At 68.3% G+C, this 23,786-nt stretch carries 16 protein-coding genes; 4 read left to right on the forward strand and 12 right to left on the reverse strand.

All coding sequences use genetic code 11. The features are described 5' to 3' along the window. Positions 1–3: 3 nt before the first annotated feature. From M3Q35_RS07910 to M3Q35_RS07950, 9 genes are all read right to left on the reverse strand, one after another. The gene (locus M3Q35_RS07910; protein WP_273940996.1) at positions 4–1,197 is read right to left on the reverse strand and encodes an MFS transporter; all 1,194 of its coding nucleotides are present in this window, start codon (positions 1,195–1,197) and stop codon (positions 4–6) included. Between the two features lie 37 nt (positions 1,198–1,234). Next, positions 1,235–2,470, reverse strand: coding sequence for a pyridoxal phosphate-dependent aminotransferase (locus M3Q35_RS07915; RefSeq protein ID WP_273940997.1), 1,236 nt, complete (start codon positions 2,468–2,470; stop codon positions 1,235–1,237). Next, a complete protein-coding gene (locus tag M3Q35_RS07920; RefSeq protein ID WP_273940998.1) occupies positions 2,467–3,327 on the reverse strand; it encodes a class I SAM-dependent methyltransferase in 861 nt (286 codons plus the stop codon). Before M3Q35_RS07920 ends, M3Q35_RS07915 begins: the two co-directional genes overlap by 4 nt. A gap of 26 nt (positions 3,328–3,353) precedes the next feature. Beyond that, entirely contained in the window at positions 3,354–4,397 is a 1,044-nt protein-coding gene (locus tag M3Q35_RS07925) for an adenine nucleotide alpha hydrolase family protein (RefSeq protein ID WP_273940999.1), read from the reverse strand. Further along, entirely contained in the window at positions 4,394–5,413 is a 1,020-nt protein-coding gene (locus M3Q35_RS07930; RefSeq protein WP_273941000.1) for a S66 peptidase family protein, read from the reverse strand. Before M3Q35_RS07930 ends, M3Q35_RS07925 begins: the two co-directional genes overlap by 4 nt. After that, complete coding sequence (locus M3Q35_RS07935; protein WP_273941001.1) at positions 5,407–6,891, reverse strand: methionine--tRNA ligase; 1,485 nt, start codon at positions 6,889–6,891, stop codon at positions 5,407–5,409. Before M3Q35_RS07935 ends, M3Q35_RS07930 begins: the two co-directional genes overlap by 7 nt. Continuing rightward, complete coding sequence (locus tag M3Q35_RS07940) at positions 6,891–8,135, reverse strand: hypothetical protein (protein WP_273941002.1); 1,245 nt, start codon at positions 8,133–8,135, stop codon at positions 6,891–6,893. The genes M3Q35_RS07935 and M3Q35_RS07940 overlap by 1 nt, the downstream gene beginning before the upstream one ends. Beyond that, positions 8,129–8,569, reverse strand: a complete 441-nt coding sequence (locus M3Q35_RS07945; protein WP_273941003.1) for a hypothetical protein — start codon at positions 8,567–8,569, stop codon at positions 8,129–8,131. The genes M3Q35_RS07940 and M3Q35_RS07945 overlap by 7 nt, the downstream gene beginning before the upstream one ends. Before the next feature lie 75 nt (positions 8,570–8,644). After that, positions 8,645–9,661: an amino acid--tRNA ligase-related protein gene (locus tag M3Q35_RS07950; RefSeq protein ID WP_273941004.1), complete on the reverse strand. Its 1,017-nt coding sequence runs from the start codon at positions 9,659–9,661 to the stop codon at positions 8,645–8,647. A gap of 438 nt (positions 9,662–10,099) precedes the next feature. Here M3Q35_RS07950 and M3Q35_RS07955 point away from each other — a divergent pair, with 438 nt between their 5' ends. Continuing rightward, the gene (locus M3Q35_RS07955; protein WP_273941005.1) at positions 10,100–11,365 is read left to right on the forward strand and encodes an MFS transporter; all 1,266 of its coding nucleotides are present in this window, start codon (positions 10,100–10,102) and stop codon (positions 11,363–11,365) included. Here the strand turns inward: M3Q35_RS07955 and M3Q35_RS07960 are convergent. The 3 genes from M3Q35_RS07960 to M3Q35_RS07970 are packed head-to-tail and all read right to left on the reverse strand — an operon-like array spanning position 11,346 to position 14,972. Further along, positions 11,346–12,560 (reverse strand): ATP-grasp domain-containing protein, encoded by a 1,215-nt coding sequence (locus M3Q35_RS07960; RefSeq protein ID WP_273941006.1) that lies wholly within the window; start codon positions 12,558–12,560, stop codon positions 11,346–11,348. The two genes, M3Q35_RS07955 and M3Q35_RS07960, sit on opposite strands and share 20 nt — an antisense overlap. Further along, positions 12,557–13,840 carry an ATP-grasp domain-containing protein gene (locus M3Q35_RS07965; RefSeq protein WP_273941007.1) on the reverse strand — a complete coding sequence of 428 codons (1,284 nt, stop codon included), beginning with the start codon at positions 13,838–13,840 and terminating at the stop codon, positions 12,557–12,559. Before M3Q35_RS07965 ends, M3Q35_RS07960 begins: the two co-directional genes overlap by 4 nt. Positions 13,841–13,874: 34 nt before the next feature. After that, on the reverse strand, positions 13,875–14,972 hold the full coding sequence (locus M3Q35_RS07970; RefSeq protein WP_273941008.1) for a cupin domain-containing protein: 1,098 nt from the start codon (positions 14,970–14,972) through the stop codon (positions 13,875–13,877). A 366-nt stretch (positions 14,973–15,338) separates the two neighbouring features. Here M3Q35_RS07970 and M3Q35_RS07975 point away from each other — a divergent pair, with 366 nt between their 5' ends. The 3 genes from M3Q35_RS07975 to M3Q35_RS07985 all read left to right on the forward strand — a co-directional run bounded on the left by M3Q35_RS07975 (position 15,339) and on the right by M3Q35_RS07985 (position 23,751). Next, positions 15,339–15,494: a hypothetical protein gene (locus M3Q35_RS07975; RefSeq protein WP_273941009.1), complete on the forward strand. Its 156-nt coding sequence runs from the start codon at positions 15,339–15,341 to the stop codon at positions 15,492–15,494. Between the two features lie 171 nt (positions 15,495–15,665). Continuing rightward, a complete protein-coding gene (locus M3Q35_RS07980; RefSeq protein ID WP_273941010.1) occupies positions 15,666–17,024 on the forward strand; it encodes an MmgE/PrpD family protein in 1,359 nt (452 codons plus the stop codon). A 559-nt stretch (positions 17,025–17,583) separates the two neighbouring features. Then, on the forward strand, positions 17,584–23,751 hold the full coding sequence (locus M3Q35_RS07985) for a PA14 domain-containing protein (RefSeq protein ID WP_273941011.1): 6,168 nt from the start codon (positions 17,584–17,586) through the stop codon (positions 23,749–23,751). Positions 23,752–23,786: the final 35 nt, after the last annotated feature.

The raw sequence follows: 23,786 nt of genomic DNA on the forward strand, positions 1-23,786 counted from the left end.
CAACTACCTCCCTGATCGGGACCTGACCAGCCCGGCCAGGAGGAACGCACCCGCACCCGCTACGGGCACGGCGTGAAAGATCGCGACGACCTCCAGCGCCGGAAGCCTCTGCAACAGAGCGGAGCTGGCCAGCAGGCCGCCGCCGAGGCCGGCGGTCTCCACCGAGCTGGACAGGCCGAACAGGTATGCCCTCGCCGCCTCCGGTGCAGCCTGGAGCCGGGTGGTGTAGGCGATTTCCGTGAATCCGTCAGCGAAGCCCGCCACCAGCCCGACAACCGTGAGCAGCACCGGCGGAGGTCCGGTGAACGACAGCACGAACGCCGCCGACATCGCGCAGGTGCCGACCGCGAACGCCCGACCGCCGAGCGCGCCCGGCCGACGCTTGATCACGCGGGACACCACGCGGTAGGTCACCAGGCTGCCGACCGCCCATGAGGCCATGAACCGGCTCATGTAGCCGGCCGGATCCGCCGGGTCCACGAGGGTCGCGAATACCGGCAGCGCGACGTTGTGCGAGCCGGAGCCGAAGGTGTCCGCGCCACGCAACAGAATCATCGCAAGCAGCGGCGCGGACAGCATGCGCAGGCGGCCAGGTCCCGAACCCGGTTCGGCCGAGGACCGCCAACCGCGGTCGGCAGGCAACCGCAGCAGCGTTGCGGTGGAGAAGAGGAACGACCCCGCGTTGATCAGGAACGCCGCTTCGTAGCCGCCGATGGAAACCAGCGGCGCCGCGGAGGCCAGCCCGAGCACGGTGGCCAACGACTTGGCGGTGACGAGATAGCCATTGGCGCGCAGAGCGTTCGCCTCGCCGACGATGCCGACGACACTTGTCCGCAATGCCACCGTGAACAGGCTGGCGCCGGCCCCGAGCACCACCGTGGCCGCGACAAGCGTCACCGGGTTCGCCCACAGCACCAGCGCGACCATCGCCAGCGCCTGCGCGAGGTCCGTGCCGATCATCAGTCGGCGGCGGTCCGTCCGGGCCGCGAGCCGACCCGCGACCGTGCCCGCCGCGAACCCGGCGGCGAGCCGCAGCGCCATCACCTCGCCGGTGCCCACCGCGTTGCCGGTGATCCGGTAGGTGAACAGGCTGAGCGCGACCAGGTTCAGGTACGTGCCGTAGGTGGAGACGGAGAAGCCGACGGCCAGTGCCACCAGGGGCCGACCAGTAGTTCCAAGGATTGCGGTGTTGGCCATGAGACTCCCCGTACCTCCACGTGCCGGGACCCGGCGCTCATGTCGGCCACAAACCGTTGTCTGACAACCGGTCCCGCGCATTCACCAACGTGGCGAGGGTCGGCCCGAGGTAGAGCCGCACGTAGCCGGTGGCGTCGCCGCCGCTGGCCCGGGCAAGCGGCCACGCATCGGAGAGCACGACACCGCACTCGAGCACTGCCCGCCGCTGATACTCCTCGGTCGTCAGACCAGAAGGCACCGGATAGAGCACGTACGGCGCCGCCGGCCCGGCAATCGTCCGGTCCAGTGTGGACGGGGGAAGCCAACTCAGCAGAGCTGCCCGTTTCAGTGCGGTCTCGGTCCGCTGTGCCTCCAGATACGCGGCCACCTCCACGCGATCGGCCAGCCACTGTGCCATTGCCCACTGCAGATGGATGGCGTAGTTGAAGGTGTGCTGCGGCCGAACCTCGTTGACGAGGTCGTCCAGTGGGCCAGGCTCGGCGATCACCGCGCCCAACGCCCAGCCGTTGCACCGGAACTGCTTGCCGAGGGAACGAACGCCCAGCCATGGCACCGGCGACGGCCGACCGCCCAACCGGTCGAGCAGGATCTCGACCGCCGAGGTCGCCGGGCCAGGGCACATGCCGAAGTAGGCGTCGTCGATGAGGATCGCGCAACCACGCCGCAACGCCAGGTCGACCAGCGCCGTGACCAGGCTCGGTGCCCAGTTCGCCCCGGTCGGGTTGTGCTGTGCGTTGATCACGACCATGGCGAGGTCGTCAATCGCGTCGGCGGCCGCCAACACCTCGTCCGAGGTCGGTCCGCCGTGCTCGGCCGGATCGAACGGGACGTAGCCGGAGGTGAACCCCAGCGGCTCGAACACGCCCGCGTAGTCCCACGCCGGGGCGACGGCAAGCACGGTGCCCCGAGGCAGATCGCTCGCGAAATCCCGCATCGCGCTGCGGGTTCCGGTCCAGCTGACGGCCACCTCCCAGGAGCTGTTCCCGGGAAGGCGCTGGGTGTCGGCGACGTACTCCTTGACCAGTCGTCGCAGTAGCGGCAGTCCGTACATGGAGAGCTGGTACCCGTGCGAATCCTGCGGTGCGTTCCGCAGTGCCGACAGCAACTGCGGCGGTGTCTGGCTCCAGGTCTCGCCGAGGCTGAGCAGGATCGGCTCGCCGGCGGGCGCACCCGACCGCAGGTACTCGTTCAGCCACGCCACCTCCCGCAGCCGGTTGGGCCGCACGTCGTCAGCCAGCAAGGAGCGCAGCGGGGACTGCTCGACGCTGGTCATCGCGCCGGCCGCGTGGCGTGCAGCACCGGCTCCGGGTTCGGGTGGCCCGCCCGGAACAGCAGGATCGAATAGCCGCAGTACGACAGGTTCTCATCGAAGAGTTCGTAGAAGTAGGTCAACCGTTCCCGGAGCGCGTCCACCTTGTCGGTCGGCTGGGCGTCCAGATGCGCCTGGCCCATCACGGTTTCCACGTACTCGGCGATCCGGTCGCCGGACTGCCGCACGTACTCGTACGGCTCGTCGGCGATCAGGCTCACGCCGGGACGCGAAAACACGTCGACCCAGTAGTCCTTGCTCGTCACCGGCAGCGGTACGCCGATGGCCTGCTCGACTGCGCCGCGCAGCGACTCCGGCGGCGCGGAACGGTAGTAGATCGGCACCGCGGCCAACACACCGCGCGGCGCCAGGACCCGATAGTACTCGTCACCCGCCTTGCCGTGGTCGGACATGAAGGACGTGACGTTGCTGGCGAAGACCAGCTCAAAGGTGTTGTCCCGGAACGGCATTCCCTGGCCGTCGCCGAGCACGAAGGTCACGTTGTCGATGCCGGCGGCCCGCGCCTTGGCGTCGGCGAAGGCGTTCGACACCGGGTTGACGTCCAAGCCGGTCACGGGTGCGTCCAACCAGCTCGCCAGCTCGATCGTGGTGTAGCCCGTGTTGCTGCCGACCTCCAGCACCGGCCGGCCGGGGCGCGGACGGGCCAACTGCAGCACGCGCCGCACGGTGTCGCCGCCTCCGGACGGCATGTTCGGCTCGTTGATCAGGCCGACGACGCTGGAGAAGTCCAGCGCCCTGATCTCGGCGACGGACAGTTGTTCGACGGCCGCCGCGCCGGTGGCGATCGTGGTGGCATCCATGGGAACTCCTCAGGTTGGTAGTTGGCTCAGTCCACGTTCAGCGGCGAGGGGATGCCCAGTTCGACAGCGACCGCGCCGACCGCCGATGTGCGCAGGTTGACGTTGCTGAGCTTGTGCAGCGCCTCCTCGCGGGTCATGGCGCCGATACGAACGTGGTGCGCCATCTCGTAGACGTAGGGGTGGTACCCGAATCTGCGGATGTGGTCGATGATCAGCAACCCGTTGAGCCGGCAGTTGGTGGAGCAGGAGTCGGTGTCCTCCGGCGCGGACCAGCCATGGTCGGCCAGCACCTTCAGCGCACCCGCCTCGGTGTACCCGGTGGCGTACAACGGGTTCAGCAGGCCGACCGGCAACTCGCCGGAGTCCCGGGTCCACGCGTCCAGGTCCGTCGACAGCTCGGGCGCGGTGGCCCGGACCGGGTCGATGTTGCGGTCGATCACCTCTCGCAGGAAGGTCGTCGGCACGAACGCGGAGTTCGTGAGCTGACCCGGAGTCCAGCCGCCGGCCAGCAGCGGCACCCCGTACGACGCGGCAGTGCGCATGCCCGCGGCGAAAACCATGCCGATGCACGACCCGCACGCCGCCGTCGAATACTTGACGGTCTCCGGGCCGAAGGTGCCGGTCAGCGCGCTGCGGTAGACGCCGTGCATGACGTGCCGCCTCGGCCGGACGATGATGTGGTCGGCGCCGACACTGTCCAGCACCGCGCTCATGTTCGCCGCGGTCACCTGGGACAGGAAACCGTTGTCGAGCGTCAGCGCCAGCACCCGCAGCCCGTGCTCGGTGACGAGCTGGATCAACGACAGCGAGCTGTCCTTGCCGCCGCTGTAGAGCAGAACGACGTCGTGGTCGCCATCGCCGGCGCGGCGGCGGCTCTCCGCGAGCACGGCGCCGACCTCGTCGCGAGAATGATCAACTCGTTCGGCCTCGGAGCGGCAGTACTCGCACACGCCGTCGGAGTCGAAATCGGCGCCGGGGAAATGCTCCGGCAGCACGCATCGGGTGCAGATCGGATGGTTGGCATGCACGACGACAGCACCGTTGTCGTCGGTGAAGTAGCTGCCGGTCACGGCGTCCTCCTCGGGGTGGGGGTGGTGGCAGGCGCCAGCAGAGTGAGCTGGCACGCGGTGGCGTCCAACACGGCGCGGCTGCCGACCGGCAGCGTGACCATCGGCTCGGTGTGGCCGAAGTCCACGTCGACGAGCACCGGGAGATCGCGGTCGCCCACCACGGCGCGAACAACGGCGTCAAAGTCGGTGGATCCCCCGGCCGCGGCGCGTGCGCCGCTGTGTCTGCCGATCACCAGTCCGGCGACGCGGTCGAGCAGGCCGCTGTCGGCCCACTGAATCAGGTGCGCCCACACCTGGTCCGGCCCCATGCCGGTGAATTCCAGGCACAGGAGCGCGCCGTCCACATCCGGCAGGTAGGACGTGCCGAACAGATAGGCGGCCGTCTGCGCGCAACCCGGTAGCAGCCAGCCCTCGGCGGTCCCAGGGACGAGGCACCGCCACGGTCCGGTCCGCTCGACGCGGCGGCGGGTGTCCTCACGATCCCACCACAGCGTCTCGTCGGTCCAGGATGCCGGTGCCCGCAACGGCTCTGGCCTCATCGCCGGATCGAGCGCGCGGCGCAGGGCGTCCATTGTGTACGCCCACGGGCCGCCCCATTCGCCCCATTCCGACATCAGCATCGGCCCGTGGAAGGTGACCAGCCCGGCGCAGGCCAGGGTGGCCCACAGCATGGACGTGACGTCGCTGTATCCGATGATCGGCAGTGCCGCCTCTCTGACCAGTTCCCAGTCGATGTGCCGAAGCACCGCGGAACAGGTGTAGCCGCCAGTGGTGCACAGCACGGCCCCCACTCGGTCGTCGAGCAGCAGCTTGTGCAGCTCGTCGGCCAACTGCCGGGGATCGGCGGCAGAAATGCCGTTGTTCGTCGCGGATGACGGTGTCACCACGACTTCGCGCCCGAGTGCCGCGAGCGCGCGGCGGTAGCGGCGCGGGAACAGGGCGGGCGCGGGTGACGACGGCGTCCAGACAGCGATCGCGGCGTTCGGCGCGGGTTGATGGGGAAGCCGAGTCACCATGTCAGCTCCAGCCTCGGGAAGAGGTGCGGCTTGACCACGATCTTCGCGTTGTCGCCGGTGCCGAGCGCGGCCGCCATCCGGCTCGAGGCGCCGGGCAGGATCGGACCCAACAACCTGGCCGCCATGCGTAGTACCTCGACGAGCGTGTGCAGCGCCGTGTCGAGCACGTCGTGGTCCGTGACAGCCCACGGCGCGCGCTCGTTGACGTAGGCGTTGGCGGCGTGGACGAGCTGCGTCAGTTGCCGCACGGCTTCCTGGTGATCGAACCTGTCGAACGCCTCGTCGTAGCTTGCCGCTTGCGACTTCGCCGTGGCCAGCAAGGAGATTTCCAACGGCCCTCGTGCGCCCGCCGTGGGCACGATACCGCCTCGGTAACACCCGACCATCGCGGTGACCCGATCGACCAGGTTGCCAAGACCGTTGCACAGATCGGTGTTGTACCGGGTGACCAGCCGCTGGTCGGTGAACTCCGCGTCGGCCCATGGCGAGAACTCCGCGAGCATCAGGTATCGGACGGCCTCAGTGCCGTACCGGTGTACGAGCTCGAGTGGATCGACGACGATGCCGAGCGACTTGCTGAGCTTCTGTCCGGACAGGGTGATGTGCCCGTGCACCACGAGGTCCGTCGGCAGTGGAAGGCCGGCCGACATCAGCATCGCCGGCCAGTACACGGCATGGAACCGTGCGACATCCTTGCCCAGCACGTGGATCCGACGCGCGGCATCCCGCCAGAACCGCCCGTAGTCGGCGTCATCGCGCACCCAGCCCAGCGCGTTGACGTAGTTCGTCAGCGCGTCGAACCACACGTACATGATCTGACTGTCGTCGCCGGGGACCGGAATACCCCAGCCGTGCGCCCTCGATGTCGACCGCGAGATGCTGATGTCGGTCAGGCCGCCGCGGACCAGGCCGAGCATTTCGTTGCGCCTCGATTCCGGCCTGACCCTGATCTGACCGCTGGCCAGGGCGGTGGCCAGGGTCTCCTGGTAGCGGGACAGCCGGAAGAAGTAGTTCCGCTCCTTGACGACGACAGGTTCCCGCTGGTGTGCCGGGCATTTGCCGTTGACCAGATCGGCGGGCACGCGAAACTCCTCACACCCGACGCAGTACACGCCCTCGTAGTAGCGGGAGTAGATGTCGCCCCGCTCGGCCATTCGCCGCCAGAGCGCCGCGGCGCCGGTCATATGGTCCTGATCCACACTGGTCCGCACGAACCGGTCCACCGTCACGTCCAGCTGCTCGGTCAGGACGGCGAAAGTGGCCGCGTGCCGCGCGACGACAACTGCCGTCGGCTCGCCGAGGCGTTGTGCGGACTGAACGTTCTTCAGACTGTTCTCGTCGGTGCCGCTGGAGAAGAAGACGTCATCGGCCCGGGACAGGTGCCTGGCGAGTGCGTCGGCCTGCACGAACTCGAGCGCGTGACCAAGGTGCGGGCGTGCGTTGACGTACGGGATCGTCGTGGAGAGGAAGGTGGCCATCAGTAGAACCGTCCTTCGTCGCTGACGAACAGCTGCTCGCCGGCGGGCCCGCCGCAGGTGTCGCAATGCCCGGCGACGCCGGGCACCACCGCGCCGAAGACCGCGAGATCACGGGAGCAGCTTCCGCACACCGAGCGCAGATGACCGCCTTCGGCCATGCCGGACTCGAACACCGCCGTCGCCCTGGTGGCCAACCTGGCGTCGGCGGCCGCCAAGAGGTCGCGAACCTGTTGCGGCTCGGGAAGTTCCGGTAGCTCCACGCGGGCCATCGGCAGTCGGGTGCACACCGCGACCGCCTCACGTGCTCGGCCCAGACCGATGACGAGCGGCACTCCGCGGCGGTGCCAGGCCCGCTCCGCCCGATCCCGTCCGGCCGCCTGCCCGGCGACCACGACATCGCACCGCAATCCACCGGCCCGCAGTCGGGACAACCAGTCGTCGGCACCGTGCTCCGGGGGCAGCGTGACACCTACCTGTGTCGGGGCGATCGCGCTGGGCAGAACGAGACCTCGAGCGTCCGCGTGCAGCATCGCTGTCGTTGCCAGAATTTTTCCGGTGAAGCCGACATCGATCACGTCCTGCTCGACGCCGAGCGCAGACCGCAGTTCGTCGGTGAGCACGTACAGGGTGGCGAGCACGGTAGGCCGTTTGTTCGGGAGCACGGCGACCGTGAGGTAGGACAGCTTGCCGTAACCGGCCAACGCCGGAGTTCTCACGGTCACCGTCGGGATTCCGATGGCGGCCAGCAGGTCTTCGACGATGGTCGCGTACGCGGTCAGCAATGACTCGGCGTCGGCCGCCGCCACGATGTGATTGAGCTCGACCACCGGCCAGATGCTGCGGTCCCGGAACAGCGGCGGGGTCTTGCCCGGCGCGTCCCTGATCACCTCGCCGATCGACACCACCGGACCGCGCTGGGCCGCCCGAGACCAGCCGGTGACGACCGTGACGATGTTGTCCGAACGGAACTGCACGCCCCGGTGCCCCGGTAGGTCCCGCACGTCGTAGACGTTGTCGTAGGCGCCGAACACCTGCCGGCCGGCCGCGGCATCCGCGAGGAACCCGTGTTGCAGGACGGTTGGCTCGCCGTGGCGCGCGACGAGATCCAGAAAGAGGTCGGTGAGCAGGCGCACGGCCTGGATGCCGGCGGCCCGCCACAACGGGATGCCTTTGATCATGGGCGGGCCGGTGATGAATTCGGCCGCGTGCAAGGCCTGGGCGTAGGGGAGCGGCCACGTCAGCACCGCCCCTCGGGCATTCGGTCCAGCGTCGCACACACCCGCAGCTCGCGGCCGTGACGGCCGAGCCCGACCGAGCTACAGGCCCGCACGCTCGACAGCGCCGCGTTCACCCTGTCCAGCACGCCTTCCATCTCGCTGTGTGGCAGTACTGCCTGTAGCAGCAGCAGTTCGGCGACTTCGCGACCGTCATGCAGGCCCCAGCCGACCGAGTACCAGCGGCCCACGGCGGCGCTCCGGATCGGGTCGACCAGGTCGAAGCCGGTGCCGAACGAGCGAAGGCACCACCGAGCTCCGTCGACGCTGGTCCGCACGGTGACCGGGTATCGCATCCGCCTCGGGTTGTTGGCCGGGATGGCGGGCAGCGCAAGCAGTTCCTCGAACCCCAGGTTGTCCAGTGCCGACATCACGGCCTTGGTCGGGGCGGTGGCATAGAGCATCGGGCTACCTCCGTCGTGCGCGAGCCGAAGTCCCGGCGACCTGGCGTCATCGCCGTGCGCTGACTCCTGCTGGGATCAGGGAATCGAGATCTCGCCGTTGTAGCGCTCGACCAGTTGCAGATCGCGGATGTCCGGGTGGCGCAGCACCCACATCAGGAAACGCTCGACGCCCATGCCGAAGCCGCTCGTGTGCAGCGGGCGGTGCTCCTTCATGTCGACATACCACTGGTAATCGCATTCCGGCACGCCGTGACCCCGTAGCGCGGCCCGCACGTCTTCGGCCAGCGTGTGCCGTTCGCCGCAGCCGATCACCTCACCTGGACCAAGGAGGAGGTCCGCGTTGAGCGCCTTCTCCCCGGAGGCGTCGACGGCTTGGTAGAAGGGCACGGAGAGCTGGTCGTAGTGGTCCAGCCAGACGCCGGGCCCGTACTGCTGAATCAACTTCTGCTCACCGGCGCGCGTGATCGTGCGCCACCCGTCGTGAGTCTGGAAGCACGTCGAATCCCCGTCCAGGGCGTGCACGGCGTCGTCGAACGTCATCCTGGTGGTGGTGGAGTCCAGGAAGCTCTCGATGTGCGCGATGCCGCCGGCCAACGGGCCGACCTTGGGGGACAGCTGCTCCAGCACGGCCCGCGCGAGGTGGCGGATGTAGTCGTCGGCCACGGCGATGACGGTGTCGAGATCACCAGGGATCTCGGCCTCGCTGTGGAAGAACTGGCTCAGATGGGTTCCGTCGGCCTGCTCGCCCCGGAAACTGGGCATCAGGTAGTAACAGCCGTCCTCGGCCAGGCGGCAGCCGTACTCCAGCATGAACTGCATGGAATCCGCGAGGTAGGTCGGTATGCCGAACATGTCGATCATGACCGGAAGGGAGTCGCTGCCAAGGCCCATCGGTGAGGAGACCGAGCTGGTGGTCACCGGCAGGTGCAGCGCGCGAACCCGGCGTCGCCGCCAGAACTGCGCCGTCTCGTAGTTGACCAGGTCTTGCAGTTCGACCAGGCAGGAGTACAGCGGCTGATCGAGGATCGCCAAGTAGCGCTGGCCGGCGTCGGCGGCACGCCGTAGGGGTACGGATTTGGCGACAGCAGTCACAGGGACCTCCACGGTAGATCGGGGTGGTGGGCGCCGGTCGGTGTGCTCGGCTTGCCCGGAATCCTGATCGCCATGCCCTCGTCGGGCGTCTCGGCGGGTGATGTCAGGTTCATGACCTCTGCTCGATGTGAACCTAGCTCACCGAACCATCCCGAACATGCGGCGAACGGCAGGAGGGAAGCGGTGGCGTTCGTTTGTTGCATGTTCTGACCTGTTTCCAACCGATCTGGCCACCGTTGCGCGCCGACAGTCTGTGCGCCGAGTGTCTGATATGGACAGTTGTGGTCCGAGGCGGCGGAATGCGCTCGCACGTAAGCAAAGTCGGACAAGCGCGCACTGGTCTGCCGTCGCACGTACGGTCTATGGTGGTGTCGTTGGGTGACCCGGTCGGTCACGTTGGCCCGCTCATGCGAGCACCGAGAGTCTGGAACTTCCGCTATGTTCGGCTGGTTACGCCCTCCCGCGCCGCTGACAAGGCGACTGGCCTTGCAGGCCGCGCTGTTCGCCCTCGGGCACGGCACCTTCCTTTCCGGCAGCGCGGTCTTCTTCACGCAGATCGTCGGCCTGTCGCCGGCCGAGGTCGGCCTTGGCCTGACGATCGCCGGCGCGGTGGTGTTTCTCGCGGCGGTGCCGCTGGGCCGGGCGGTCGACCATGTGGGGCCGAAGAAGATGTGGGCGATCGCGGCAGCGGTGCAGGGAGCGCTGTACCTGGTGTACCCGTGCGTCCATGGCTTCTGGGGCTACGTGCTGGTCATCCTGATGGTCGAACTCGCTGACACGGCCGGTATCGCGGCTCGCGGGGCGTACACCCTCAACGCCTTCCCGAACGGTGAACGGGTCAAGTCCCTGGCCTATATGCGAGGTGCCCTCAACCTCGGCTGCGCCGTCGGCGCGTTGCTGAGCGGACTGGCGCTGGCCAGCGGCAGCGAGGCCATCGTCCGGGCAATCCCGCTCGGCACCGCTGTGGTTCTGTTGGTGAACGCGGTTCTGATCACCCGACTGCCGGTCGTCGCGTCCGGCGCCGTGGCGCCCCGGCTCGACGGACCGGTGCTGAGGACCCTTGGCGCGTTGCGTAACCGAGGATTCCTCGCGGTCAGCGTATTGAGCGGGGTCCTGAGCACCAACCAGGTCTTGTTGAGCGTGGTCATCCCGCTGTGGCTCGTGCGGGACACCGACGCCCCGCACTGGCTGCTGGCCTGGCTGTTCGGCACCAACACCGTGTTGGTCGTGCTGTTGCAGGTGGCCGCTTCGCGCGGGGCGAACACTGTCGCCGGTGCGTTGCGCGCGGCCTTGCGCAGCGCCATCTTTCTGGTGGCATCCTGCCTCGTGGTGATGCTGACCGGCACCACGATCGGCTGGATCACGGCCGGGCTGATCTGGTTGGGACATGTTGCGCTCACCGCCGCCGAACTGTTCGGCGCCGCGGCGGACTGGGGTCTCACATCCGAACTGTCCGACCCGGCCCGCCGCGGCGAGTATCAGGGCGTCGCCAGGGTCGGCACGACGGTGGGCACCGTGTGGGCCCCGGCTGTCTACACGTTCCTGGCCGTCAATTGGCACACCGCCGGCTGGCTGGCCATCGGTGGCATCGTCGTGGTAGCCGCCTTGGCCATGTGGCCGGCAGCCAAGGCGGCCGAGCGCTACCTGGCCAAGCACGCGGGCGTCCCAGTTGCTGACGCGATGGTCAACCGTCAGCGCCCGTGACGGTGAAGTCGAGGGCGGCCAAGGCATTCGCGGCCCGCTGACGCAGCTCCTGCTCGTCGCGCCCGGTCACCATCACCGCGGCGAAGAAGTTCTCTTTGTCCACGGACGACACCTGGTAGCCATCGATCACGTAAGCGTCCATGACACCGTCGATCGCCCGCAGCTCATCGGCGGTCGTACGGCACCGTACGACACCGACCGATCCGGCTTCCACCGGCACGATCGCCAACAGGTCGTCGTGCCCGGCCGCCGACGGCGGGAGTCGATTCCCCAGGGCGAGGTCCAGCGAGACCTCGATCGGATCCACTCCGGACCGGTGCCGGATTGCCGCCGGGTACAGGCCGCCGCCCGGCCGGGGATTGACCTCGATCAGCCCGATGCGCCCGTCCGGTCCGACCCGGCCTTCCGCGTGCAGCCAGGTCCGGTCCAGACCGAGCTGGTCCACCAGCGCCTGAAGCCCGTGCACGAACCGGTTCACGGCGTCCGCTGGCACGCGGACCGGCGGAGACACCCGCAAGCCACGGTCGTGCAACCGGACCGAGTCGTGGTCGGGCTTGTCGGCCACGAAGGCAGGGTGGAACCGGCCGTCGACGACGTAGCCGTCGACCGAGAACTCCTCGCCGTCCAGGAATTCCTCGAGGATGAACGGTTCTTCGCCGCGTTGGCCCAGGCCGGTGGCCACGCTGGCCAGCTCCACCATCGAGGACGCCAGGTGCACGTCTCGCGAGGCGCCGCTGACCACGGCCGGTTTGACCACGACCGGGTACTCCGTAGGGGGATTGGCGGCAATCTCCCTGACAGTGCCCGCCGTCCACCGGATCGGGAACACACCGGCCGCATCCGCGGCTCGGCGTACCTCGGCCTTGTCGGTCAACGCGGCCACGCCGGCGGTGGGGTCGGCGAGGCCGAGTTGGGCTATCAGCGAAGCTCTGCGGACCACGAGCGACTCGACCATGTTGACCACCGCGTCGGCACGGATGCCGGCGTGGTCAAGCGCATCCGCGACGGCCTCGTCACCGCCGTCCCAGTCGACCATCACGTGATCGTCACAAGCCTCGGCGTTGGGATCGTCGGCCACCTCCGACAACAGCACGACCCGCCACCCGCGTCGCCGCATCGCGGAAGCCAGGACCCGCACCCCGCCCGCCAGCTTGGCGGACAGCAGCAGCGCGGTCCCGTTGTGAGGGATACTCATCCGCTCGGACTGATGTCGTCGTGCTCGACCGGCACGGTGCGCACCGGCAGCGCTTGGGGAATCGTCTTGAACAGCTGGTGCAGCTCGTCGGCGGTGTCGGCGCCGACGAAGGCGAACGCGACCCACTCCGAGGGATGCCGCATCTGCAGCACATCGCCCTCACCGCGCCAGACCTGAGCCTGGATCACCCCGGGCGTCGCCTCGATCTCCGCGACGGTGGGAACCTCGACGATCCGGCCCGGGCCGTCCGGCCGCAGGTGCAGCACGCCCAGGTACGGCGCGTCCGGGCGGGGCGGTTCGGTCCGACCGTCGATCGCGATGTCGGCCATGGCCGACCAGATCGGACGGCCCATCGCATGGCTGATCAGACCGCTCACCCAGCCGCCGCCGACGCGGCTGGCGATCTCGGAGAAGACGAGCCGGCCGTCCGGCTGGCGGAACACCTCGAGGTGGATCATGGTCTCGGTCAGGTCGAGACCGTCCATGACCTGCTTGGTGAGCGCCTCCAGTTCCGCGTACAGCTCCGGGTGGTCCTCTCGACACAGCAGCTCGCTGCCGTCGGTGTTGAGCTGTCCGTATTGGACTGTCAGTCGCGGCGCGAAGTACCGCGACACGAACAGGAAGTGCGGCCCATCCGCGCCCCAGTAGCTGTCCACATGCAGCTCCTCGCCGTCGATGTAGGTCTCGACGGTGAGTTGCCTTGAGGCCAGCTGCGGCTCGTACGCGAACGACTCGCAGATCGCCGTGAACTCCGCGGCACCGCGCGCCAGGTACGTGCTCATGGTGCCGAAACCGGCAGCCGGCTTCACCACCACGGGATAGTCGATCTGGTCGGCCAGCGCGGCCACCGCAGCCTCGTCGGACCGATCCGGCAACGAGTGGAACGGCGGCACGGCCAGCCCCTTGACAGCCAGCAGGTGCTTCATCCACCGCTTGTCCCGCCCGGCCACCGAGCCGGGAACGCAGACGCCGAGTCCGAGCACCTCACTGAGATAACCCGCGCCCAGCTGGGAGAACTCGGTGAAGCTCACCACCTTGTCCACACCCTGGTCCTGCAACCGGATGGCCACCGCGGCCGTGCCCAGCTCTTCGAGGGCGTTGAAGCTGCTCACGACGTGCACCGACGCCGCCCTGGACAGGACCTCCTGGTCGATACCGGCGTGCGCCACGTCGAAGTCGTCCAGCACGACGTGCACGCGGACGCGGTCGATCAGGTCCTTCGCCAACTGCGGCTGCCACTTGCACAGCACGATCGACCGCCCATTGGTCGGGCTGTTCATCGTCACTCCCCACTCCGTTCGCGCGAACTCGCGGTCAGATGTTCATGAAGGCGTAGGTGCTGCCGCAGTCGAACACGTCGCCCAGGCGCAGGTTGTCGGACTCGCCTCGCAGGTACTTCGCGGTGGCGTCCAGCTTGGCGTCCCACTCCTGGGGCGTCAGTGCGACCGCCTTCTTGAGGATGTCGGAGTTGTCGCGGTGAAACTCCGCCATCGCCGGCACCATGTACGACTTGGGGATCTGGGTCGTCTCCGCGCACAGGAACAGCGTGATCGTCGGTCGGTCGGTGGCCGTGGTTCGATCCACCTCGACGTCGTGGATCTGGTCGGTGGACATGTAGTAGCTCTCGCCCTGGCTCAGCAGGAGGCGGTCTTCCAGTGTGCGCAGACGGTTGGCCGCGTACTCGTTGTGCGGTGGCCAGACGCCGTCCACCCGCTCCAAAACCATGTCGTGGTACCGATCGCCCTCGGTGTCGGCCGTCGGTTCGGCCAGCTCCTCGTAGATGGACTGCCGCATCTGGCCCTTGGACACGTACGAGACGAACGAGAACGGGTGCGAGTGCGGCGGCTCGACGATCGCGCCCGGCTCGTGCCGCTTGGTCGACTCGAAGCCCTCGGCCGTCGGGTTGGGCTGCCAGATGTGAATGCTGGCATGCCATTCCGAGACCGGGTACCCCATGAAGTCCTCGACGCCGTCGGCCGGTGGCACCGTGGTCGCCAGTGGGTGGTTGCCCGAGGCCAGCACGATCGACTGTCCGGCCCAGCCGTAGATGCAGTGACTGCGGCCGGACCGCGACCGTTCCGCCACCTTGTGGTCGTCCGGCCCGCCGGTCTTCAGCGACGCCCGCATGATCTCGAGGAACGCGGCCAGGTTGTCGGCCCGGCCGAGCGTGCGCACGAAGGAGTTCATGCGGGCGACCCGCTCCGGGCCCGCCGGTGTGTCGCGGATGTCCTCCAGCAGGTCCTGGAGATCCAGCAGGGCGCCGTTGGGGTCGTTCACGCCCTGGTCGGCGGCGGCCAGGACATCAGTGATCGATTTCTCCACCACTTGGTCGAAGTACCCTGTCGACAGCGCATTCCTTGACTCGTCCAGGGAAACCCTGTCCGGGTTCTCGTTGCCAAGCCAGTGTGCCATCGCTCATGCCTTCCTTCTGTAGTCCGTTCACATGACGGCCGTAAGGTCAGTGCGGCCGGCTTCGGGTGCGGGTAGTTCTCGTCGCGGCCGCCGAGCTTGTTGCCGGCACTCACCTTGCGGCTAATGCGTCGGCCATCGGCATCATCATGACGCTCCCTCATGATTACCGGTCATGAGGGGCCGGTGGCCGAGACAGTACGAAGAGGCACACAATTCGAGGTGTCACGCGGCCGTGCGCACACATTGTGCCAACATCCTGGCCGATGTGTGCGCTCAGGATCCGTGGCGGATTCGGTTGTGCTGTCGCTGAAATCGCGGGCGGCGTAAGCACTTCCGCCGACGGCCTGGAACCGTCCGGTCCAGCCGGTGTCGGGAAGGTCGATCGTGGTGCGGGCCGGGGCCGCGACCGGAAGACTCACGCGGGTCCGGGTGCTCGCGGCGGCCTCGGGCAGCGGCACCAGCACCGCCGGCGGTATGAGCGCGGCGATCACGCCTGGTCTTCGGTTCATGGCGGAAACGTAATCGACAGGGCACGGGAATGACCGCCGTGCCACGGATCCGGCCACAGTCGGACCGAACCCGTTGGTGTGCTTACCGGCCGACCTACGGCGACAGCGTCATCCGACGCTGTCGGCCGCCGGGCACGGTTGTTACGTTGTCGCGAAACCGCCGTTCGCGCCGTGAGGAGTCCTTGTGGGGGAGGAAGTGTTGGCCACCAAGCTGGCGCGCTGGGTGTTCGACCTCGATTTCGACCAGCTGCCGCCACTGGTGGTCGAGACCGCCAAACAGATGGTGCTCGACCAGCTAGGACTGCAACTGCTCGGCGCGACGCTGCCCAACGTGCAGCCGGAGAGGCGGCTGGTCGCGAGCATGCAGGCCACCCCGGAAAGCACGGTGGTGTTCTCCGGATCCGGGACGGTCGCGCCGTACGCGGCCTACGTCAACGGCGCGCTGGCGACCAGTTGCGAGTTCGACGACGTCCATGGGCATGCCGGGCATCCGGGCGCGAACGTCGTGCCCGCCGCACTCGCGTTCGGCGAGTACACCGAGGCCTCCGGCCGCGAGGTGATCGTGGCGATCGTCGCCGGTGTGCAGGTGATGTCGCTGCTCGGCGCGGCCACGCAGCTCGACATGCTGCGCCGGGGCTGGCACGGGGCCAAGGTGCTGGGCGTGTTCGGCGCGGCGACCGCCGCCGGCGTGCTGCTCGGCCTGACCACGGACGAACTCGCCAACGCCTTCGGCATCGCCGGCAGTGACGCCTCTGGAACCATGGAATACGAGCTTGCCGGCGGCGAGGTGAAACGAATGCACGCCGGGGCCGCCGGTCGCAGCGGCGCGCAGGCGGCACTTCTGGCCCGCGACGGACTCACCGGCCCACTGACGATCTTCGAAGGCGAGCGCGGCATTCTGCGCCAGTTCACCGGCAGTGCGGACCTGTCCCGTATCGATCGGAACTGGGACCATTTCCACATCCAGGACGTCATGTTCCGGCGCTACCCGGTCATCGGATCGGCGGCCGTGGTGCTGGACGGAATTCGCCACCTGATGCGCGACGCCGACTGGCGATGGCGCGATGTGGCCGAGATCCGACTTGGGCTGCCGGCGTTCGCCATGGGGCACGGCGCTGTCGTCACGCGTCCGTCGGATGCGGTGTCCGCGCAGTTCAGCACGGCTTTCAGCGTCGCCCTGCGGCTCGTGCGGGGCCGCAACCGGGCCAAGGACTACTTCGACCCCGTATTGTGGACGGACCCCGATGTGCTGTCGGTGGTCGACAAGGTGGTGCCGTACGAGGCGGATGTCGCCGCCGAACCGCAGTCGTTGCACTGCCGTGTCGGCATTCGGCTCTACGACGGCCGGGAGCTGTCCCACTTCCAGCGCGGCTTCACCGACGGCTCGGTCGTCGGCAAGTTCCGCGACAACGTGACCGGGCTGCTCGAACCGACCGTCGCGGACGAGGTCGTCGACCTGGTCGCCGGCCTTGACGAACTCGACGAGGTGGCGACGCTGATGCGGCCGCTGGCCGTCGACCCGTCGCGCCGGGTCAGCCGATGACGTCGCGCAGCTCGCCCCCGGCAAGGCATACCATCGAGACGACAGGATTTGAACCTGCGACGCCTTGACGCCCAGTTGAATCCAGGGCCACCGGCGTGCTCGTAGCCGTTCTCCAAGCTCATGTCCAAGTCTACTTGCCCAAGTAAAGGAGTCCTCGATTTATCATTTTGATCATGGGTGTGGGCGGATTCCGCGGCTGCTTCGCAACCTGCTGACATTGAGTCGTGGACGGCCTTCAATCGGCGGGAACGTCATTGTGCCGGTTTTGGCCTGATTGGCCGGCTCACCGAATTCTCCTCGGCGGTCGACGGCGAACGTTGCGTTGGGTAGCAGTGTCCCGTGCGCTTGCCACCCGATCGGCCCATTGTTCTGGGCAAATGCTTAACCCACTCTTAGGCAGCGGTCACGCGGACGTCGGGGGACGCACCGCCTACCTGTTCCGCAACAACCGGGGGGATCGGTGTTTCCAGCCCGTCATGGCTGGGTGCGGCGCGCGCCCAGCAGACCTGCCCTGCATTTGATCAGTCTGGCCACGGCGTTCCTCCTTGCGGTGGCCCTGGTGCAGATCGTGGTGACGCCGGCCGCGGCCGCTGCGTCCAAGGCCTCCGACCCGCGCGACGTCGCGTTGGTGCACAGTGAGCAGCCGAGGCCGGCGGCCGTCGAGTCGCCGAAGACCACAGCGGACTTCACGGTTCAGTCAAGCCTGGCCGGGGTGAGCGGCAGTCACTTCGACCCGAAGCGTTCGAAGGTGATCTCCCGGTCGATGTTCACCGAGGAGTACCTCAACCCGGACGGCACGCACTCGACTCGCGAGTCGACGGCGCCGTTGAACGCCAAGGACGCCGCCGGCAACTGGCAGCCGGTCGACACCGGCTTGCAGGTCGACGGGTCGAGCAAGCGGGCCAACGCCAAGCGGCAGGCCCTGAACCCGTCACTGGCCCAGCGGGCCGACGATCCGGCCGTGGTGTCGGTCCAGGTCGACGGCAAGACCGCGTCGCTGGCGCTCGACCAGGCCGCTCCGGCGACGGCGGCGGTCGCCGGGGACAAGGCGACCTACGCGAATGTGCAGCCGGACACCGACCTCGACTACGAGGTGACCGCGTCCGCCTTGAAGGAGACCGTGCTGCTGAAGAAGGCGCCGGCGAAGTCCTCGTGGCGTTTCAAACTCAAGACCGGCGGCCTGACACCGGCGCTGGACGGCGACTCGGTCCAGCTCAAGGACGCGAACGGCGCTGTTGTTGTTGTGCTGCCGCCGATCGAGACCTGGGACTCGTCCGGTTCGGACCGCACGGCGCCGGCCCGGACCGGCGGCACGTACGGCCTGGACAAGACGGCCGACGGCTGGTGGCTGACGGTGTCGGTCGACCCGAACTGGCTGAGGGACGGCAAGCGGGTCTACCCGGTACACGTCGATCCGACGTTCGCCTTCGGTGTCAACGAGTCGCATGTGTACCGCACCGACGGCTACAGCTGCCTCAACTGTGCCCTTCAGATCGGCAACAGCCTCAACAAGGGCGATTCCTACAGCCGCAGCGTCTTCCACTTCGACTACTCATCACTGTGGGGCAAGACCGTGGTCGGCGCGAAGATGGACCTGACGCGGGACACCGCGTCCACGGGTTCCCTGCTGACCTGGAACGCGAACCTGTACCACGCGACGGCTTTCGACTTCAACGGCGTCGGTGAGTACTTGGCCAGCGCCAATGTCGGCGATGTCGGCACGCTGGTGGGCGACGCGTTCACCAACTACCTGCGCGACCGCGTCAACGCCCGTGACATCACGCCGTTCTTCATGCTGATCGGCGCGGAGAATCCCGGCACTTGGACGTACAAGTACCTCAACGCCACGCTGACCGTCGACACGGGCACGGCCCCGCCGGCTCCGGGCCTGGTCACGCCGGCGGACGGTTCGGTGCTGGCGTCGCTGACGCCCACGCTCCAGGTGAGCCCGGTGACCGACCCCGACGGCGATCCGGTCAAGTACTGCTTCAAGGTGGCCACCGGTTCGGACGCGAAGTCCGGTGTTGTCGTGGAGTCCGGCTGCCTGGACTCTCCACAGTGGACTGTCCCGTCAGGTGTTCTGCACGACGGCGTCTCCTACACCTGGCAGGCCACCGCCTACAGCGGGATCACCACGACCACGCCGACGTGGATCGGACATCTCAAGGTGGACCTGCGGATCGGCGCGCACAGCCCGTCCCCTGTCGACTCGGCCGGCCCCGTTGCGGTGAACCTGGCCAACGGCGACGTCTCCACCACGGTCGCCACGCCCACCTTCACCACGGTCGGCGGCAACGCCGGGCTGACCTTCACGTACAACTCGCAGCAGGTCGACGACAAGGGCCTGCGCGCGTCGTACTTCAACGACATCAGCCACAACGGCAACATCAGCTCCTCGCAGCAGCCCGTGCTGGTGCGCAACGAGCCCCAGGTCAACGTGGACTACGGCACCGACTCGCCGTTCGCGCCCGCGCTCGGTGCGGACTACTTCGTGGTCCGCTGGGAGGGCTACTTCCAGGCTCCGGCCACCGGCACCTACCAGTTCGCCGGCGTGCACGACGACGCCGCGCAGGTGTGGATCAACGGCAACAAGGTGTACACCAGCACCGGGGTCAGCGACCTCAACTGGACGCAGGCCACCGGCGTGGCGCTGACCCAGGGTCAGCGGGTGCCGATCAAGGTGGAGCTCCAGGAGATCACCGGTGCGGCCCGGATGCGGCTGTTCACCCGGACCGCCGACGGCACGACCGTGCCGGCGCAGATCGTGCCCGCGGACTGGCTGTTCTCCGGCGACCTGCCGGCGCTGCCGAAGGGCTGGACGCTGTCGGCCGATCTTGACGGCAACGGCACCACCTACACGACCGCGCAGGTCACCGACCAGAACGTGGTGCTGACCGACGGCACCGGCGCCAAGCACACGTGGACCAAGAAGTCCGCCGGTGGCTACAGCCCGCCGCTGGATGAGGACGGCGTGCTGGCGCTGGACAGCGGCGGCCGGGTGACGCTGACCGAGGGATCGGACGTGTTCGTCTTCCGGGCCGACGGCAAGCTGGACAGCCAGTCGGCCACGGCGGATTCCCGCAAGCCGGCGGCATTGCAGAACATCTACGACGGTGATCCGTCGCGGCTGTCGCAGATCAAGGACCCGGTCAGCGGCCGAGCCCATGTGCTGCACTACAACCGGGCCGGCGACGACTGCTACGGCGGCGCCACCCCGCCCTCCGGCGCGGACACGACGGCTCCGTCGCAGATGTTGTGCCGCATCAGCTACTGGGACGGCACCGAGACCCGACTCTGGTACAGCGGCGGACGGTTGAGCCGGGTGGAGGATCCCGGTTCGCAGGTCACGGACTTCGGTTACGACGCCGACAGCCTGCTCACCTCGTCGCGTTCCAGCCTGGTCAACGACTGGATCGCCGCCGACCCGGCCAACCGGTCCGGTGCGACCGATGTCGTCACGGCTGTCGCGTACGACAAGTCGTCCGGCAAGCCGAAGGGCAGCGGCGTGACCCAGGCCGCGCCCGCCCCCGGCCAGCCGCGACCGGGGCACGGCTACCGGTACGACCCGGCCAACCGGATATCCTATGTGGACACCGTCGGGCTGAGCCCGGCTGTCGGCTTCACCACCAAGGTCGCCTACGATGACGCCGATCGGGTGCTCAGCTCGACCGACGCCACCGGCCGCACCACATCGCAGTCGTGGAACGTCAAGGACCAGCAGTTGACGTCCACCGACGCGGCCGGCCGGGTCACCACCAACGTCTACGACTACGACGACCGCGTCACCGACAACTACGGCCCGGCGCCCGCGTCCTGCTTCGCCGGCCAGCTGCCCACCGCGGCGTGCGCGAACACCGTGCCGCACAAGCACACCAACTACGACGAGAACATCAACGGGCTGTCCGTCGCCTACTACGACAACCTCGACCTGGCCGGTGCGCCCAAGGTCTACGGCACCGGTGTCGGCGAGCCCAGCGGCAAGCTGGTCGCCAACTACAGCGCCACCACGCCACCGGTCGCCGGCCTGTCGTCGGCCAGCTTCGCGGCCCGTTTCACCGGGGAGATCCAGTTCCCGGACGCCGGCACCTACACGATCAAGGTGTGGGTGGACGACGGCGTGCGCGTGTGGATCGATGACCAGCTGATCGTCGACGCCTGGGCGGACGGCGGCTCGCACGCGGTCTCGGGCACGTACAACAACACCGATGCCGGGGCGTACAAGCGAATTCGGGTCGACTACTACAACCGGGTCGACGTCGGACTGATCAACCTGAACTGGATCCGGCCCGGCCAGGCCGAGGAGAACGTGCCCGGCCAGTATCTCAAGCCGCGCTACGGGCTGACCACGTCGAGCACCTCGTCGGAGTCCAACGGCGTGCCGGACAAGACCAGCGCCAGCAGGTTCGGTGACGGCAACCTCGACCCGACCTTCGGGCTGCCCGGCTCGACCGTCAACGACCCGGCCGGTCTGGCGCTGGCCAGCACTGCCGGCTACGAGGCGGTCGGCAGCGGCTACCTGCGCCGCACCAGCGAGGCCAAGCCGAGCGGCGCCACCACGGCCTACGCCTTCTACGGCGATACCGAGACGCGGGCCAACCCCTGCGTCGCCGGCAGCGCCGCGACCAACCAGGGCGGTCTGCCCAAGCTGACCACCGCCGCCACGCCGGCGGCCGGCTCGGCCCGTACCGACGAGGACGTCTACGACGCCTCCGGCCGGGTGGTCGCCAAGGCCACCAGCGGTGACTGGGCGTGCACCAGCTACGACAGCCGCGACCGGGTCGTGCAGCAGACCTACCCGGCCAACCCGACCGCGGGCGCCCGCACCGTCAGCTACGACTACGCCGTCGGCGGCGACCCGCTCACCAGCTCGGTCACCGACTACAACGGCACCGTCACCACCAAGCTCGACCTGTTGGGGCGCACGGTGTCCTACACCGACGCGGCCGGCGTGCGGACCGACTCGGCCTACGACCAGATCGGCCGAACGGCTAGCACCACCGTGACACCGCCGAACCAGGCCAACAGCCCACTGGCGACCACGTCGACCTATGACGACGCCGGCCGGCTGTTGACCACCAAGCTCGGCACGACCGTGCTGGCCACGGTGACCTACGACGCGGCGGGCGAGCTGGCCTCGGTCGCGTACGCCAACGGCAGCGCGCTGTCGGCCGTGGGCAAGGACGCCGCCGGGCAGGGCACGTCGCTGACCTGGAACACCAGTGACGGCAAGCAGATCGTCTCGCAGGTCACCCGCAGCCGGGCCGGCACCATCACCGACGAGTCGCTCGGCGGCCTCGACCCGAATCCGACCGGCGCCAACTACGTCTACGACGGAATGGGCCGGCTGACCCAGGCCTTTGTCACCGGGCACCACTACACGTACGACTTCACGTCGGCGGCCGCGGCGGCCTGCCCGACCGGCACGCAGGCCAACGCCGGCCGCGACACCAACCGGGTTCGGCTGCTCGACCAGACCGGTGCCGGCACCGCCGAGACCGACTACTGCTACGACGCCGCGGACCGGCTGCTGGCCACCGTCGGCGCCACCGCGCTGTCCGGTTTCCAGTACGACAGCCACGGCAACACCACGCAGTTCAGCTCGGGCGGCACGACGAGCTACTTCGGGTTCGACTCCGGCAACCGCAACGTGTCCGCCCGCACGACAAGCAGCGATCCCAACCAGGTGGCGGACATCTCCTACACGCGGGACGTGCTCAACCGGATCGTCCGCCGGGACGCCCATACCGGCGACGGCACGACCGCGGTGCTCTACGGCTACACCGGCACCGGCGACTCGGCCAGCCTGACCATGGACGGCAACAAGAATCTCCAGACCTTCAGCATCGTGTTGCCGGGCGGCGTGCTTTACACCAAGCAGGTCGCCGGCGGCCAGGACACCTGGGACGCCCCATCGGTTCGCGGCGACCTGTCCGTCACCACCAACGGCAGCGGCGTGCAGGTCGGCTCGCTGCGCACGTACACGCCGTACGGCGAAGCGCTGCGGACCGACGGCACCGTCGACAATCAGGCCGTGCCGGACAACCAGCCGGGCAACATGGACTACGGCTGGCTCGGCCAGAACCAGCGGGAGTACGAGCACGCCGGCGCGCTGTCGCTGGTGCAGATGGGCGAGCGCCCGTACAGCCCGCTGCTGGGCCGATTCCTGTCCGTGGACCCGGTCGACGGCGGGTCGGCCAACGACTACGACTACGTCAACGCCGACCCGATCAACCACGTCGACCTGGACGGCACCTCGTTCTGGGGTTGGCTGGGCAACACCGTCAAGAGCGCCTTCACCGATCACCTGACGACCACGCTGAGCGTGCTGGCCGTGGCCACGTCGTGGGTGCCGTTCGTCGGGGTCGCGTTCACCGTGGCCGCCGCGGTCAGCAGCGGCTATGACGCGTACAACGACTTCCGACACGGCGACATCCTCGGCGGCATCCTCGACATCGCCGGCGGCTTCACCGGTGTCGGCGGCCTCGTCAAACACGCTGCCGCCTACGCCGCCAAGAAGGCCGCGGCCAAATTGTTCACCAAGGCCAAATCCTTCCGAGGGGTGGCAAACAGCGGGCGGTGGGCGCGAAAAGCGGCTCGTCAGGGCGCAAAACAGGTGCGCGCGGCGGCCAGGTACTCCGCTCGTGAGAAGCGCTACACCCGATATGGAATTGCCGCGACCGCGCTGTACGAGGGCAGTGCGCAGGTGCGGAGCAGGTATCATTTCTAGCTGGACCGGCTGATGGGGCCGGGCTGTGTCCACAG

The sequence above is a fragment of the Kutzneria chonburiensis genome (assembly GCF_028622115.1).
Classification (GTDB): Bacteria; Actinomycetota; Actinomycetes; order Mycobacteriales; family Pseudonocardiaceae; genus Kutzneria; species Kutzneria chonburiensis.

Excerpts from the sequence above, each read along its gene's own strand:
- M3Q35_RS07960 (WP_273941006.1), bottom strand. The coding sequence starts at position 12,560 with ATGAGTATCCCTCACAACGGGACCGCGCTGCTGCTGTCCGCCAAGCTG.
- M3Q35_RS07930 (WP_273941000.1), bottom strand. The coding sequence starts at position 5,413 with ATGGTGACTCGGCTTCCCCATCAACCCGCGCCGAACGCCGCGATCGCT.
- M3Q35_RS07910 (WP_273940996.1), bottom strand. The coding sequence starts at position 1,197 with ATGGCCAACACCGCAATCCTTGGAACTACTGGTCGGCCCCTGGTGGCA.
- M3Q35_RS07915 (WP_273940997.1), bottom strand. The coding sequence starts at position 2,470 with ATGACCAGCGTCGAGCAGTCCCCGCTGCGCTCCTTGCTGGCTGACGAC.
- M3Q35_RS07970 (WP_273941008.1), bottom strand. The coding sequence starts at position 14,972 with ATGGCACACTGGCTTGGCAACGAGAACCCGGACAGGGTTTCCCTGGAC.
- M3Q35_RS07955 (WP_273941005.1), top strand. The coding sequence starts at position 10,100 with ATGTTCGGCTGGTTACGCCCTCCCGCGCCGCTGACAAGGCGACTGGCC.
- M3Q35_RS07945 (WP_273941003.1), bottom strand. The coding sequence starts at position 8,569 with ATGCTCTATGCCACCGCCCCGACCAAGGCCGTGATGTCGGCACTGGAC.
- M3Q35_RS07935 (WP_273941001.1), bottom strand. The coding sequence starts at position 6,891 with ATGGCCACCTTCCTCTCCACGACGATCCCGTACGTCAACGCACGCCCG.
- M3Q35_RS07920 (WP_273940998.1), bottom strand. The coding sequence starts at position 3,327 with ATGGATGCCACCACGATCGCCACCGGCGCGGCGGCCGTCGAACAACTG.
- M3Q35_RS07965 (WP_273941007.1), bottom strand. The coding sequence starts at position 13,840 with ATGAACAGCCCGACCAATGGGCGGTCGATCGTGCTGTGCAAGTGGCAG.